At 62.2% G+C, this 13,033-nt stretch carries 20 protein-coding genes; 11 read left to right on the top strand and 9 right to left on the bottom strand.

The features are described 5' to 3' along the window. Positions 1–19: 19 nt before the first annotated feature. The 4 genes from NKH97_RS17765 (at position 20) to NKH97_RS17750 (ending at position 2,321) form a co-directional block, all read left to right on the top strand. Positions 20–844: a TIGR00282 family metallophosphoesterase gene (locus tag NKH97_RS17765; protein WP_023811815.1), complete on the top strand. Its 825-nt coding sequence runs from the start codon at positions 20–22 to the stop codon at positions 842–844. Positions 845–918: 74 nt separating this feature from the next. Beyond that, the gene (locus tag NKH97_RS17760; RefSeq protein WP_031213449.1) at positions 919–1,686 is read left to right on the top strand and encodes a TerC family protein; all 768 of its coding nucleotides are present in this window, start codon (positions 919–921) and stop codon (positions 1,684–1,686) included. Positions 1,687–1,765: 79 nt separating this feature from the next. Further along, positions 1,766–2,053, top strand: a complete 288-nt coding sequence (locus NKH97_RS17755; protein WP_352798223.1) for a BrnT family toxin — start codon at positions 1,766–1,768, stop codon at positions 2,051–2,053. Then, on the top strand, positions 2,034–2,321 hold the full coding sequence (locus tag NKH97_RS17750; protein ID WP_023811818.1) for a BrnA antitoxin family protein: 288 nt from the start codon (positions 2,034–2,036) through the stop codon (positions 2,319–2,321). Before NKH97_RS17755 ends, NKH97_RS17750 begins: the two co-directional genes overlap by 20 nt. Before the next feature lie 6 nt (positions 2,322–2,327). Here the strand turns inward: NKH97_RS17750 and NKH97_RS17745 are convergent, their stop codons facing one another. Genes NKH97_RS17745 through NKH97_RS17730 form a run of 4 tightly spaced genes read right to left on the bottom strand, consistent with a single transcriptional unit; the run spans position 2,328 to position 4,155 of the window. Continuing rightward, the gene (locus NKH97_RS17745; protein ID WP_352629170.1) at positions 2,328–2,795 is read right to left on the bottom strand and encodes an SRPBCC family protein; all 468 of its coding nucleotides are present in this window, start codon (positions 2,793–2,795) and stop codon (positions 2,328–2,330) included. A gap of 26 nt (positions 2,796–2,821) precedes the next feature. Then, positions 2,822–3,184, bottom strand: a complete 363-nt coding sequence (locus NKH97_RS17740; RefSeq protein WP_023811820.1) for a glyoxalase/bleomycin resistance/dioxygenase family protein — start codon at positions 3,182–3,184, stop codon at positions 2,822–2,824. A gap of 53 nt (positions 3,185–3,237) precedes the next feature. Then, positions 3,238–3,630: a VOC family protein gene (locus NKH97_RS17735; RefSeq protein WP_023811821.1), complete on the bottom strand. Its 393-nt coding sequence runs from the start codon at positions 3,628–3,630 to the stop codon at positions 3,238–3,240. Between the two features lie 45 nt (positions 3,631–3,675). Further along, positions 3,676–4,155 (bottom strand): SRPBCC domain-containing protein, encoded by a 480-nt coding sequence (locus NKH97_RS17730; RefSeq protein WP_352629174.1) that lies wholly within the window; start codon positions 4,153–4,155, stop codon positions 3,676–3,678. A gap of 52 nt (positions 4,156–4,207) precedes the next feature. Here NKH97_RS17730 and NKH97_RS17725 point away from each other — a divergent pair, with 52 nt between their 5' ends. The 4 genes from NKH97_RS17725 (at position 4,208) to NKH97_RS17710 (ending at position 6,679) form a co-directional block, all read left to right on the top strand. Next, positions 4,208–4,531, top strand: coding sequence for an ArsR/SmtB family transcription factor (locus NKH97_RS17725; protein WP_352629176.1), 324 nt, complete (start codon positions 4,208–4,210; stop codon positions 4,529–4,531). 214 nt (positions 4,532–4,745) lie between these two features. Then, positions 4,746–5,495: a YebC/PmpR family DNA-binding transcriptional regulator gene (locus tag NKH97_RS17720; RefSeq protein ID WP_352722980.1), complete on the top strand. Its 750-nt coding sequence runs from the start codon at positions 4,746–4,748 to the stop codon at positions 5,493–5,495. A gap of 105 nt (positions 5,496–5,600) precedes the next feature. Then, positions 5,601–6,386: an RDD family protein gene (locus tag NKH97_RS17715; protein ID WP_352772971.1), complete on the top strand. Its 786-nt coding sequence runs from the start codon at positions 5,601–5,603 to the stop codon at positions 6,384–6,386. Beyond that, a complete protein-coding gene (locus NKH97_RS17710; protein ID WP_023811826.1) occupies positions 6,383–6,679 on the top strand; it encodes an Rdx family protein in 297 nt (98 codons plus the stop codon). Before NKH97_RS17715 ends, NKH97_RS17710 begins: the two co-directional genes overlap by 4 nt. An 18-nt stretch (positions 6,680–6,697) precedes the next feature. On the opposite strand, the gene NKH97_RS17705 is transcribed toward NKH97_RS17710, so the two are convergent. Both NKH97_RS17705 and NKH97_RS17700 read right to left on the bottom strand, forming a co-directional pair. Further along, a complete protein-coding gene (locus NKH97_RS17705) occupies positions 6,698–6,859 on the bottom strand; it encodes a glycine zipper domain-containing protein (protein ID WP_502895188.1) in 162 nt (53 codons plus the stop codon). A 5-nt stretch (positions 6,860–6,864) separates the two neighbouring features. Beyond that, the gene (locus tag NKH97_RS17700; RefSeq protein ID WP_352554264.1) at positions 6,865–7,344 is read right to left on the bottom strand and encodes an anthrone oxygenase family protein; all 480 of its coding nucleotides are present in this window, start codon (positions 7,342–7,344) and stop codon (positions 6,865–6,867) included. A 127-nt stretch (positions 7,345–7,471) separates the two neighbouring features. Here NKH97_RS17700 and NKH97_RS17695 point away from each other — a divergent pair, with 127 nt between their 5' ends. Further along, positions 7,472–8,113 carry a TetR family transcriptional regulator gene (locus tag NKH97_RS17695; protein WP_352798213.1) on the top strand — a complete coding sequence of 214 codons (642 nt, stop codon included), beginning with the start codon at positions 7,472–7,474 and terminating at the stop codon, positions 8,111–8,113. 63 nt (positions 8,114–8,176) lie between these two features. Here NKH97_RS17695 and rpmE read toward each other — a convergent pair whose 3' ends face one another. Further along, entirely contained in the window at positions 8,177–8,398 is a 222-nt protein-coding gene (gene rpmE / locus NKH97_RS17690) for a 50S ribosomal protein L31 (protein ID WP_023811830.1), read from the bottom strand. Positions 8,399–8,604: 206 nt separating this feature from the next. On the opposite strand from rpmE, the gene NKH97_RS17685 reads away from it, so the two are divergent. Then, positions 8,605–10,404 carry an ABC transporter transmembrane domain-containing protein gene (locus NKH97_RS17685; RefSeq protein ID WP_352798206.1) on the top strand — a complete coding sequence of 600 codons (1,800 nt, stop codon included), beginning with the start codon at positions 8,605–8,607 and terminating at the stop codon, positions 10,402–10,404. 31 nt (positions 10,405–10,435) lie between these two features. Here the strand turns inward: NKH97_RS17685 and NKH97_RS17680 are convergent, their stop codons facing one another. Further along, a complete protein-coding gene (locus tag NKH97_RS17680) occupies positions 10,436–11,923 on the bottom strand; it encodes a carboxypeptidase M32 (RefSeq protein ID WP_352798203.1) in 1,488 nt (495 codons plus the stop codon). A gap of 142 nt (positions 11,924–12,065) precedes the next feature. Here NKH97_RS17680 and NKH97_RS17675 point away from each other — a divergent pair, with 142 nt between their 5' ends. Further along, a complete protein-coding gene (locus NKH97_RS17675) occupies positions 12,066–12,419 on the top strand; it encodes a DUF1304 domain-containing protein (protein ID WP_352554260.1) in 354 nt (117 codons plus the stop codon). 80 nt (positions 12,420–12,499) lie between these two features. Here NKH97_RS17675 and NKH97_RS17670 read toward each other — a convergent pair whose 3' ends face one another. Then, entirely contained in the window at positions 12,500–12,928 is a 429-nt protein-coding gene (locus NKH97_RS17670) for a hypothetical protein (RefSeq protein ID WP_352798200.1), read from the bottom strand. Between the last annotated feature and the right edge of the window lie 105 nt (positions 12,929–13,033).

Raw genomic sequence — 13,033 nt, 5'->3', positions numbered from 1 at the left:
ACCTTCGGTGCGGGATCATATGAGACTTCTCTTCCTCGGTGACATGGTTGGAAAGACAGGACGGACGGCGGTGTGGGAACAACTGCCCGGCCTGATCTCCGACTTCAAACTCGATTTCGTCATCGTCAATGGCGAGAACGCCGCGGGCGGCTTCGGCATCACCGAAGATATCTTTCGCGAGACGATCGCCGCTGGTGCTGATGTCGTCACCACCGGCAACCATGTCTGGGACCAACGCGACGCGCTCGCCTTCGCGCCGCGCGAAGAGCGCTTCCTGCGTCCCTCCAACTTTCCCAAGGGCACGCCCGGGCGCGGCTCCGGTGTCTATATCGCCAGGAGCGGCGCGCGCGTGCTGGTCGCCAACATCATGGGCCGGGTGTTCATGCATCCCGAGCTCGACGATCCGTTCCAGGCCGGCGAACGCGAGCTTGCCGCCTGTCCGCTCGGCGAGCAGGCGGATGCCGTGATTATCGACTTCCACGCCGAGGCGACCTCGGAAAAGATGTGCTTCGCGCATTTCGTCGACGGCCGCGCCAGCCTCGTCGTCGGCACCCACACCCACCAGCCGACCGGCGATCACCAGGTCCTCAACGGCGGCACCGGTTATATGTCCGACGCCGGCATGTGCGGGGACTACGATTCCTCGCTCGGCATGGACAAGGAGGAGCCGCTCAACCGGTTCCTGTCGAAGGTGCCGAAAGGCCGCTTCGAGGCGGCGACCGGACCGGCGACCTTGTGCGGCGTTGGCGTCGATATTTCCGACCGCACAGGGCTGACCGAGCGGATCGCGCCGTTTCGTCGCGGGCCACGGCTGGAAGAAACCGCACCGTCCTTCTGGTCCTGACATTGATATAGGCACGCTTAGTACCTAACTGCCGGCGACACTGCTCTAGATCGTTAAAAGAGGGGACGACCTCCATGCAGCTCATCGAATTCCTGGCGCCGCATTTCCAATTCGTGTCCGACCCGACCGCCTGGGTCGCGCTGCTGACGCTGATTGTGCTCGAGGTCGTGCTCGGCATCGACAACCTGATCTTCATCTCGATCCTGACCAACAAGCTGCCGGAAGCACAACGGGCCCGTGCCCGCCGGCTCGGCATCTCGGCGGCGCTGATCATGCGGCTGGTGCTGCTGGCCACCATTTCGATCATCGTCCAGCTGACCACGCCGGTGTTCACGGCCTTCGGCCACGGTTTTTCCTGGCGCGACCTGATCCTGATTGCCGGCGGCCTGTTCCTGGTCTGGAAGGCGACCAAGGAGATCCATCACACGGTCGATCCCGACGACCACAAGGATACGATGATGGGCGAGACGCTGCAGATCAGCCTTGCCGGCGCGATCTTCCAGATCCTGCTGCTCGACCTGGTCTTCTCGATCGATTCGATCATCACCGCCGTCGGCATGACCGACGAGATCGCCATCATGTACATCGCCGTGATCGTGGCGGTGAGCGTGATGATGCTGGCGGCCGGGCCGCTGGCCAACTTCATCGCCAAGAACCCGAGCATTGTCATGCTGGCGCTGGGCTTCCTTCTGATGATCGGCATGACACTGATCGCAGACGGCATGGGCTACCATGTGCCCAAGGGCTACATCTATGCGGCGATGGGCTTTTCGGCATTGGTCGAGGGACTCAACATGCTGGCGCGGCGACGTAGGAAGGCGAAATCGGGTGGCGGGCACTGAGCTTGGGCTTGGGCGCATGCCGCGTTTGGATTGACTTTTACGGATTTGTACATACAATACTGTAGTCGATGGTGCTACTTTGCAGTTTGAATGGGATCCTGAAAAAACGAGGCGCAATCTTGCCAAGCACGGCATCGCCTTTGATCTTGCACGAAAGGTGTTCGATGATCCGCTCCATCTCATCGTGCCTGACCGGTTTGAAGATGGTGAGCAACGATGGCACGCGATCGGGATGATTGAGGCTGTCGCGGTATTGCTGGTTGTGCATACCTACCCCGGTCGCGAAGATGAAGAACGGGTTCGGATCGTTGGTGCTCGGAAAGCGACAACGCATGAAAGGAAGCGCTATGAACAGGAAGGACCTTAGCCAGGATCTGCGCAATCAACTTGCCAAGCTGGCCGATTTGCCCGACAGCGAGATTGATACCTCGGACATTCCAGAAGCTCCGGCCGAGAACTGGATTCATGCTCGCCGTGGACATCTTTACCGACCACTCAAGCAGCCGGTCACCATTAGGCTCGATGCCGATGTGCTATCCTGGTTTAAGGAACATGTCGGAGGCGGTGGCTATCAAACCGAAATCAATCGCGTACTTCGCCATCATGTGACCGAACAGGAAAAGCGGCGAGGTTGATCCGATTTAGTTAGCCGGCACGCCCTTCGGGTGGCGGTCGCCGATCAGGCCGAGCGTCAGGCCCTGCTCAAGCCAGACCTTGGCGCCGGCCAGCACGAGCGTGAAGCCGCCGGTTGAGCCGATGGCTTCTTTTACCTGCTCGTCGCCATTGCCGGCAAAGCCGAAGTTGCGAACCTCGAGAAAGGTCGTACCGCCTGGCATTTCGGTGAAGCTCCAGACCACGGTGGTTGGCGGATCGCTCCATTGCATGACGATCTTTTCATTCGCGACGATCTCGCTGACGTCGATGGTCGTCGAGACACCGTACATGCGCCACTCCCAGAGGACTTGCTTGCCGCTGTCCAGCCGGCCGCTGCCATGGGTGAACCAGAATTTCGTGGTTGTGGCCGGATCGACGATGGCCTCGAATACATCGGCGACAGGCCGCCGGATCAGCATGCCGGCCGCGGCGGTTGGCTTTTCGCGGATGTCCATCGGATGCTCCTTTCGAGGCTTGGCGTTCACCAGGCGTCCGGTTCGCGCAGCATGTGGATGATGTTGGCGGGGTTGGTGATCCAGCCGCCGCGGAAGCCCTCGCCCAGTGGCTCGATGGCATCGCAACGCACAACGCCAGCCTTGGCTAAATGATCCGCAGCCATGGGGAAATCCTTGGTGAACAGCTCCAGCCACACTTCGGCGTGGCTCATCATCGGCGCCTTATCGATCCACAGGCGGTTGGGGCCAAGCTCGAAGCCGATGGCCGGTGCCTTGTCTGTAAAGGGCTTCAGGCCGACGACGTCGCGGTAGAAGGCGATCGTCGCCTCATACTGGTGCGGCGGCACCTTCATGGCGATGTTGATGCCGCCGGTGATTGTCGCGGTCATTGCTGGCTCCCTTGTCGTGTTCAGCTGTTGTTGGTCGCCCTTGCCCAGGCTGGTTATGCGAGATTGACCTGCCAGGAGACCCCGAACCTGTCGTTGAGCCATGCGAAACGGAAGCTGAAGCCGTAATTGTCGGGCGGCATCAGAAATCCACCGTCCTTGGCCAGTGTCTCGACAATCCGGTCCAGTTCGTCCTCGGCGGAACAGTCCACATACAGCGAGACCGACGGCGTGAAGGTGAAAGCGTGGTTGACGGGGGTATTGAAGATCATGACTTCCAGGCCGGCGATCGACACGCGCGCAAGCTTGACCGTGCCGTCCGGGCCGTCTTCGCCGGGGCCGTAGCGTGTGACGTCAAGGACGCTGCTGCCGGGAATGGTCTCGCAATAGAGGGTCATTGCCTCTTCGGCCTTGCCCTCGAACATCAGGAATGGCGTTACTTTCTTCATCGTTGACCTCCGTCTTGCTCCCTGGCGCTCAGATATGGGGGCCGCTCAGATATTGGTCTCGTTGGCGGGTTCGCCCTTCATCTCGCTGCGGTAGTAGCCGTCGCGCAAATTGATGCCGTACTCGACATAGGCCTTCATGCAGGCCAGCATCTGCGACCAGCCCTCGCAATTGAGGTAGGACTTCTTCAGGCCGACCGCGCCTTCCTGCCAACCGCTCTCGGCGATGGTGACGAAGGTGCCGCCATCGTCCAGCGGCTCGAAATTCATCTCGATGCGGGTCTTGTAGGCGGGTTTGCCGTCGTCGGTGGCATCCCAGCGCAGCACGATGCGGCTGTCCTTGACCACTTCGTCGACCTCGACCGGCACCTTGCCCCACCAGACGACGCTGGCGCCAGCTTTCCGCGGGGCGCTGGCGCCGCCGATCGTGGTGAAATAGCCGCTCAGTTTCTTCGGATTGACGACCGCGTCGAAGACGTCGGCGACCGGCTTGCCGATGCGTCCGGAAACGCTGAATCCAAGTGACATATCCACAACTCCTTCCCTTGATCGGCCCAACAATATGTTATAGAAACATAACATGTCAAGCCGATCGCAAGACGACAATGTTTTCAAGGCGCTGGCGCATCCGCGCCGGCGTGAAATACTGGATCAGCTGAAGGACACGCCGAAGACGACCGGCATGCTGTGCGAGGCCTTTCCCGACATCGATCGCTGCACCGTCATGCTGCATCTCAACGTATTGGAGGAGGCCGACCTGATCGTTGCGCGGCGCGACGGCCGCGAGCGCTGGAACCATCTCAACGCGCTGCCGATCAAGCAGATCCATGATCGCTGGATCAGCCAGTATGCCGGTCATGCGCTCAGCATCATCGACCGGCTGAAGTCGGATCTCGAGGCGTGAGCGGTCGCAGCATGCCATGCAGTGCCATGTCTTGCGCGGTGCGGCTGGACGAATTGAGCCGATTTATCTATAAGCCGGCCATTCCGACAGAGAACGCCGTGCTTCCACGAGTTGCACCTGGGACGCTCTGAAATTTTGAATTCGGGCATTGCGGCAGACGAGGTCAGATCACTTCGCTTCGGGATGCTCTAGCCGAGAAGACGACAGGGGTGCCATGGCTGGCCATTCACAGTTCAAGAACATCATGCACCGCAAGGGCCGCCAGGATGCGGTGCGGTCGAAAATGTTTTCCAAGCTGGCGCGCGAAATCACCGTCGCCGCCAAGAGCGGGACGCCCGATCCATCGATGAATCCGCGCCTGCGGCTGGCTATCCAGAACGCCAAGGCGGTGTCGATGCCGAAGGACAACATCCAGCGTGCCGTCAACAAGGCCTCGATGGGCGATGCCGAGAGCTACGAAGCCGTGCGTTATGAGGGCTATGGCCCAGGCGGCGTCGCCGTCATCGTCGAAGCGCTGACCGACAACCGCAACCGTTCGGCCTCGAATGTGCGCGCCGCCTTCACCAAGGCCGGTGGGGCAATGGGCGAAACCGGCTCGGTGTCGTTCATGTGGGACCGTGCCGGCGAAATCTATTATCCGGCATCGGCCGGCAGCGCCGACAAGATCATGGATGCGGCGATCGAAGCCGGTGCCGATGACGTTGAAACCGACGAGGAAGGCCACACGATCTATTGTGGCTTCGAGAATGTCGGCGAAGTGTCGAAGGCGCTGGAAGCCTCGCTCGGCGAGGCGGAATCGGTGAAGCTGATCTGGAAGCCGCAAAACAATGTTCCGGTCGACGAGGACCGGGCACAGTCGCTGATGAAGCTGGTTGCCACGCTCGAGGACGACGACGACGTGCAGAGCGTCTACGCCAACTTTGAAGTCGACGACGAGACCATGGCCAAGCTCAGCGCGGCATAGGACTGCAAGGTGGTGGCCAACGGCGCTACAGGCGGGGTAGCATGGCCTCGCTGCTTGAGACTTCCGCCAAAGGTGTAGCGCAGTCGGTTGTCGGCGAGGGGGAAGATGACTGACGAAGGCGTTGAACTTGCAGTGACCTGGCCTCGTCCAGGCGGCCTTTGGCGACGGCTTTTCGCTTCGCTTATCGACTACCTTGTCATCTTCGTCGCTCTTTATGCGTTGGTTGCGGCCTTGTTTCTGATGACCGACGGCGGAGTGAAAGGCAGCTTCTGGCTGAACTGGAAAACCTGCCAGTCCGCCAGTCTGAAAGGAACAGGCGATCCTGTCCTTTCCCGCTACGATTGGCAGGTTTGTGCAACATCCTTCTTCGGTCTTCCGGTGGCCAGATGGGCAGCCGGCACGAGCACGGACGCTCAATCGAAGGCAGTATCAACCCTTTCGATAGACCTTGATTCAAACGGAAATTTTCGAACTGCGGCACTGGATCTAGGCTTTCTCCAAGTGCTGGTCCTTGCGACCTATCTTCTTGTGATGGAAGGGGCCTTCAGTCGGTCGCTTGGCAAGGGGGTCCTGGCCCTCTTCGTCCATGACGAGCTGGATTGGCATAGGGAAGGCCTCGCTTTGCAAAAAACCGTTTGTCGGCAGTTGGTAAAATTCCTGGGCTATCTACCCGCCACGCTGGTCGGAGCTTTCTTTGCTTTCCAGACCTGGAAAACCGCTCCGGCGCCCATGCTGAACTATTCCCGACTGGAAATCGTAATCGCCTTTACCGCGTCTGCCCTAGCTATTCTCTGGCCATGTTGGATCGCGCTGACCGTCGCACTCGGCAACGAGCCAATACATGACCGGGTTGCCGGCACGACCGTGCGCGTTCTGGAGGTGGACCAATGAACGCGTCAGGGAAGCATTGCGTCGTCATCACCTACTGCACGCAGTGCCAGTGGCTGTTGCGCGCCGGCTGGATGGCTCAGGAACTGCTGTCGACCTTTGGCACGGACCTTGGTGAAGTGACGCTGGTGCCCGGCACTGGGGGCATCTTCACCATCAGCTGCAATGACGTGCTGGTCTGGGACCGCAAGCGCGACGGCGGTTTTCCGGACGCGGCCAAACTGAAGCAGCTGGTCCGCGATGTCATCGACCCGGATCGCGACCTCGGTCATTCCGATCGGAAGACAAAGGCGTAGAGGCCGCCGGCGCTGCCGTCACTTGCGTGGCCACGCACCGAAGGCGGCGCCAATCGCAATACCCACGGCAACGCCCATCGGAAGGTCATCCAGAGCGGTGCCGATCGCGGCACCGACACCAACTCCGATTGCCATGCCGAAGGCCATATTTGCGTATTGATCCTTCATCGGTCGCTCCATCGTCGTCAACGCGTGGCGAACCAGAAGGATGCCAGCGCGGCCATGCCGCTGATGGCGCGGACATGGTTCCACATTACCCATTCATTGAGGTAGCGTGGCCACAGGGCTGCGCCATTGCTGCTGGCTGGATCGACGGCGGCGAGCGCATCGTTGAGCGGGACGTTGAAGATCATCGTCACCACCACGATGCCGATGAGATAGAGCAGGCTGCCGGCAATCAGCCAGAGCGAACCCGGCTGGCTCCAGCCAATCACCGCACCGATGGCGACAACGATGCAGACGAGCGCCGTGCCGAACAGCGCTGTCATGAACAGCGGGGTTACAGCTGTGACATTGATCGAATTCATCGCGGCAATGCCGCTTGCGGCCGGCATGCGGGCGAGGCCCGGCATGACGAAGCTGGAGAAAGCAAAGAAGACGCCGCCGACGACGCCTGAGCCGAGTGCGGCAATGAAGATGAGGGTGGGAAGAAGTTTCGCGATCATGTCATTTGCTCCATATGCCCGTTGTGTTTTCCTTCGCGTCAAAACATGAATAATCCTCACATTTGCAAAACGTGATAAACCCTCGTATTTTGCGAGTCAAGCGATTTTGCTGGCATTGGAGTCAGTCATGGAAGACACGGCCGCGCCGGTCTCCCCGCGGGAGCAGGTTGCTTCACCGCGCCGCGCGCCGAGCCAGCAGCGCAGCCGCGAGCGGGTCGAGCGCATGCTGGCGGCTGCCTCGGCGCTGATCGCCGAGCAAGGCAGCGATGCCATGCGCATGGGGGAGGTGGCGGAACGGGCAGGGGTGTCGATCGGGTCGCTCTACCAGTTCTTTCCGGACAAGCGGGCGATCATCTGGGCGCTGGCCGAGCGCTACACCGCCGAAAGCCAGTCCTGCATTTCGGCAGCACTGGCTAGTGTCAGCGACGCCGAAGGCCTGCAGTCCGCGTTTTCAGAGTTAGTCGACATCTATTACCGGCTGTTCCTGGCCGAACCGGTGATGCGCGACATCTGGTCGGGCACGCAGGCCGACAAGGCGCTGCGCCAACTCGAACTCGCCGACAGCCGCGCCAACGCCGAATTCCTCACCGCGGTGCTGAAACGGCTGCGGCCGGCGGTCGATCCGGCGACACTGGACACCACGGCGTTTCTGGTCTGGCAGATGGGCGAGGCCGCCATGCGGCTGGCGATCTCCGTCGAGCGCCAGGAGGGCGACAGGCTGGTCGCCGCCTACAAGCGCATGGCGCTAAGGGAATTGCTGGCCGAGTAGCGCCGCGCCGCAACAAAAAACCCGCCACGGAGGCGGGTTTTGATCTGCGATAGGTCGTTTGGCCTAAATGCCGAAACCTTCGAAACGCTTCTTGAACTTCGACAGGCGGCCGCCGCGGTCGAGCAGGGTCTGCTGGCCGCCGGTCCAGGCCGGGTGGGTGGTCGGGTCGATATCGAGGTTCATCGTATCGCCTTCCTTGCCCCAGGTCGAACGGGTCGTGTATTCGGTGCCATCGGTCATGACGACCTTGATGGTGTGGTAGTCGGGATGAATAGCGCTCTTCATGGCTCGGTTCCTGGCTTGCCGGCGCTGCCGACGGGCATAAGCCTGCGTCGATGCGCCTCTTTTTAAAACTCGAAGCCGCAGCTATTGAGGAGCCACGGCTTCTAAAACGGTCGGCGAGCCTATACATCAGCCGGAATTGAATCACAAGGCCGCGGCAAGCGCATATTGAGGCGCAGACCCCAAGGGCGGCTGGAGGAAACATCGGGATGGCGCAAATCACCAGCGCAGACGAGCGCCGGCGTTCGCTCAAGCCGCTCCGGCGCCTGTTCCCGTACATCACGCACTATCGCACACTGGTCGTCGGCGCCATCATCTCGCTGGTCATCGCGGCGGCAACCACGCTGGCGCTGCCGCTGGCGGTGCGACGCATGATCGATCATGGTTTTTCGTCGTCCAGCACTACCTTCATTGCCGAATATTTCGCCGCCCTGGTGGCGATGGCCGCCCTGCTGGCGGCGGCATCCGCCGGCCGCTACTATTTCGTCATCACGCTGGGCGAGCGCGTCGTCGCCGACATCCGGCGCGATGTCTTTGCCCATGTGACGACGCTGTCGCCTGCCTTCTTCGACACCGCCCAGTCCGGCGAGATCGTGTCGCGGCTTGCCGCCGACACGACGCAGGTCAAGTCGGCGGTCGGAGCGACGGCCTCGGTGGCGCTGCGCAATGTCATCCTTGGTCTCGGCGCGGTGGGGATGATGGTCATCACCAGCCCGAAGCTATCAGGCCTCGTCATTGCCGCCATTCCTGTCATCGTGCTGCCGCTGGTCGCTTTCGGCCGTTCGGTGCGGCGCAAATCACGCCAGGCGCAAGATACGCTTGCCGATGCCACCGCCTATGCCAGCGAGCAGATCGGCGCGGTGCGCACACTGCAGGCCTTCACCAATGAGAAGCTGGTCACCGGGCACTTCTCGGCTGCCGTGGAAGCCGCTTTCGAGGCGGCACGCTCCTCGATCTTCGCGCGCTCCTTCCTTACCTTCTTCGCCATTTTCACCATCTTCTCGTCCGTCGTGGCGGTGCTGTGGTTTGGCTCGCGCGACGTGCTCGAAGGCTCGATATCGCCGGGTACGCTCGGTCAGTTCCTGCTCTATTCGGTGTTCGCCGCCGGCGCGCTGGGCGCGTTGTCGGAAGTCTGGGGCGAGCTTGCGCAAGCGGCGGGTGCTGCCGAACGGCTGACCGAGATCCTGGCCGAGAAGCCGGCGATCCAGGCTCCCGCCGCTCCGAAGCCGCTGCCGGCCGTCGCCAAGGGCGCGATCGCCTTCGACAATGTCTCCTTCTCCTACCCGGCAAGGCCGGACCGTGCCGCCGTGCATGGCTTGAGCTTTCAGGTCATGCCGGGCGAGACGGTGGCGATCGTCGGGCCGTCAGGGGCCGGCAAGAGCACCGTGTTTTCACTGATCCTGCGCTTCTACGATCCCGAAACAGGCAAGATCCTGATCGACGGCGTCGACGTGCGCGAGGCCGATCCCGTTTCGGTCCGCCAGCGCATCGCGATCGTGCCGCAGGACGTCACCATCTTCGCGGCAAGCGCGCGTGAAAATATCGGTTTCGGCCGGCCGGGAGCCAGCAAGGCCGAGATCGAGACGGCGGCGAAGGATGCGCTTGCCGACGAATTCATCCTCAAGCTCAAGAACGGGTATGACAGCCAGGTCGGCGAGCGCGGCGTGACGCTGTCAGGCGGCCAGCGCCAGCGGGTGGCGATCGCCCGTGCCATCCTGCGCGACGCGCCGATCCTGCTGCTCGACGAGGCCACCTCGGCACTCGACGCCGAAAGCGAGACGCTGGTGCAGACGGCGTTGGAACGGCTGATGCAGGGCCGCACCACGATCGTCATCGCCCACCGCCTGGCAACGGTGCTGAAGGCCGACAGGATCCTGGTCATGGATGGCGGCTCGATCGTCGAGGAAGGCACGCATCAAAGCCTTGTCGCCAAGGGCGGCATCTATGCGCGGCTGGCCAAGCTGCAGTTCGAAACCGGCGCCACTGCTTTCAGGGGCGCGGCGGAGTAGTCAGAACCAACTACGTTCCTGATGTGCCGCTCTACGCGGTTCCGTAGCGCTGCTTCAGATGGTTCACGAAATAGGTAGCGTTGAGCTTTTCGCCGGTGGCGCGTTCGAGCAGATCCGGCGTCGACCAGCGTGATCCCTGCGACCAGATTTTTTTGCGGCGCCACTCGTTGATCGCCTCGAAATTGCCTTTGGCGAGATCGTCATCGGCGGCAGGATGATCCCGCGTCAGCGCCGCCCATTGCTGCGCCGCCATCATCGCGCCCAGCGTATAGGAGGGGAAATAGCCGAAGGCGGCCCCTGGCCAATGCACGTCCTGCATCGGCCCGTCGGCCGGATTGTCGATGGTGGAAAGACCGAGGTAATCGCGCATCTTGGCGTCCCAGGCTTCGGGCAGGTCGGCGACCTCCAGCCGGCCCGCGACGAGCTCCTGCTCCAGTTCGTAGCGCAGGATGACATGCAGGGGGTAGGTCACCTCGTCGGCATCGACACGGATCAGGCCGCGCTCGACGCGATGCACATGCGGCAGGATATCGTCGAGCGACCAGGCCTCACCGAGATGCTTTTCAACCACCGGCAGCGCCCAGTTCCAGAAGGCCGGGTTGCGGCCGAGCTGTTTTTCGACGAACAGGCTCTGGCTTTCATGCACGGCCATGCCGCGCGCCTTGCCGAGCGGCCAGTGCGACCATGCCTTGGGCAGGTTCTGTTCGTAGAGCGCATGGCCGGTCTCGTGAAGCACGCCCATCAGCGCCGACAGGAAGTCGGACGTCTTGTAGCGGGTGGTGATGCGCACGTCGCTCGGCACGCCGCCGCAGAAAGGATGGTGCGACACCGACAGCGACCCGTGTGTCAGGTCGAAGCCGACCGCCGCCATCATGGCAAGGCCGAGCTCGCGCTGCCGGTCGATCGCATAGGTGCCTGAGAGCGGCTTCAGCGGGCGCTTGCGCAGCCGCGCGTCCTGGACCGCCAGCGCCTCCGGCACGAAGCTTTTCAGGAAAGCCTTCAGGTCGGTGAAGACTGGCGTGATGTCGGCGGTGCGGTTGCCGGGGTCGTATTGCTCCATCAGCGCGTCATAGGGGGCTAGGTCGAGCACATCGGCACGCAGCGCCGCCTCCTCGCGCACCAGCGCCACGACGCCCTCCAGCGCCGGCTGGAAGCCTGCCCAGTCGTTCTTGCCGCGCAGGCCGCGCCACAGCTGCTCGCAACGCATGCGCGCGGTCGTCTGGCGTTCGACGAATTCGACCGGCAGGCAGGTCAGGTTGGTATATTGGCGCCGCAGTTCCGAGACCGCGGTGCGCTGCTCTTCACCCAACGCTTCCTGCTCTGCCGCGGCGATCCAGTCTGCTATCTCCGGCGCCGTTGCCCTGGTGTGATACATGCCGGCCAGTGCCGACATCGCCTCGGCACGCTTCTCGCCGCCGCCGACGGCCATGTGGGTGGCCTCGTCGGCACCGAGGATGGCCAGCGCATGCTCGAGTGCTTCGAGCTTGTGGCCGAGATTATCGAGTTTCTGAAAGGACATGGCGGCTTCCGTGATTGGGGACGGCGCGAAAAGATACCAACGCAAAGGCGTTGGCAACCCTCAGACGCCGTCCAGCAGATGCACCTTGCGCAGGCGAGGCCGCGCATGAAATGCTGCCGGCAACACATCAAGGGGGGAAAAAATGATCGGCAACATCCTGGTCGGGCTGGTGGCCTTGATCCATGCCTACATCGTCTATCTGGAGATGGTGCTGTGGGACACGCCGCGCGGACACAAGGCTTTCAACCTGACCCGGGAATTCGCCAGTGCCTCGAAAGTGCTCGCCGCCAATCAGGGACTCTACAACGGGTTCCTCGCCGCCGGGCTCATCTGGGGGTTATACCTTGGTGCGGCCGGTTTCCAGGTCAAAGTCTTCTTTCTGGCTTGCGTGGCCATTGCCGGCCTCTATGGCGCGGCAACGGTCGGGCGCAAGATCCTGTTCATCCAGACCGTGCCGGCGGCGGCTGCCCTGATCGCGGTGTGGCTCGGCTGGTAAAAAGGACGCCCGCGGGAGGCCCCCGAAGGCGTCAGGCGGTCCCTTCCTCTTGGACCGTTTCAGCCGTCCTCTTGGACCGTTTAGCCGTTCGGGTAATTGCCGCCGTCGGCGCCGTCGCCTATCAAAAAACCACTGCCGGTATCGACCATCAACCGCCGGTCGATATTGTCGAGACGACGCAACAGGTCATGGTATTGCGCGGCCGGTATCCTGCCATGATAGGACGCGGCGACTTTCTCGGCCGTTTGACCGATGTAGGCCGTGCGCATTTCCAGGCGTTCCGCCACGGCTGGGGTGATGTTGTTGGCCTGTCTCGCGTCCACGATGCCCTGATGCACGCCCTGCACCTGTTGGATGAGCGCCTCGACACGCGGGCCAGTCATGTCGGTCGGATCGGTCGCGTCGAGAGCGCCTTTGTGATGGCCCGCGGCATAGGCGCCGGCAAGCGGAACGGCGATGAGGAACGCCGTGAGTGTCGCAGTTCTAAGCGAGGTCTTGAAAGAGCGCATCACGCGTCTCCTCTTGTAGAGGAAAGCGGCGGTTGTCCGCCCGCCTTCCGGCCTTGGGCCGTCCGGTTCCGTCGCGTCGCGATGAGCGGGGATTCATCGCCGGCG

The organism is Mesorhizobium sp. M0870 (assembly GCF_040319775.1).
Classification (GTDB): domain Bacteria; phylum Pseudomonadota; class Alphaproteobacteria; order Rhizobiales; family Rhizobiaceae; genus Mesorhizobium.
The sequence above is the reverse complement of the archived record's forward strand: the minus strand, read 5'-3'. Positions and strand labels throughout refer to the sequence as shown.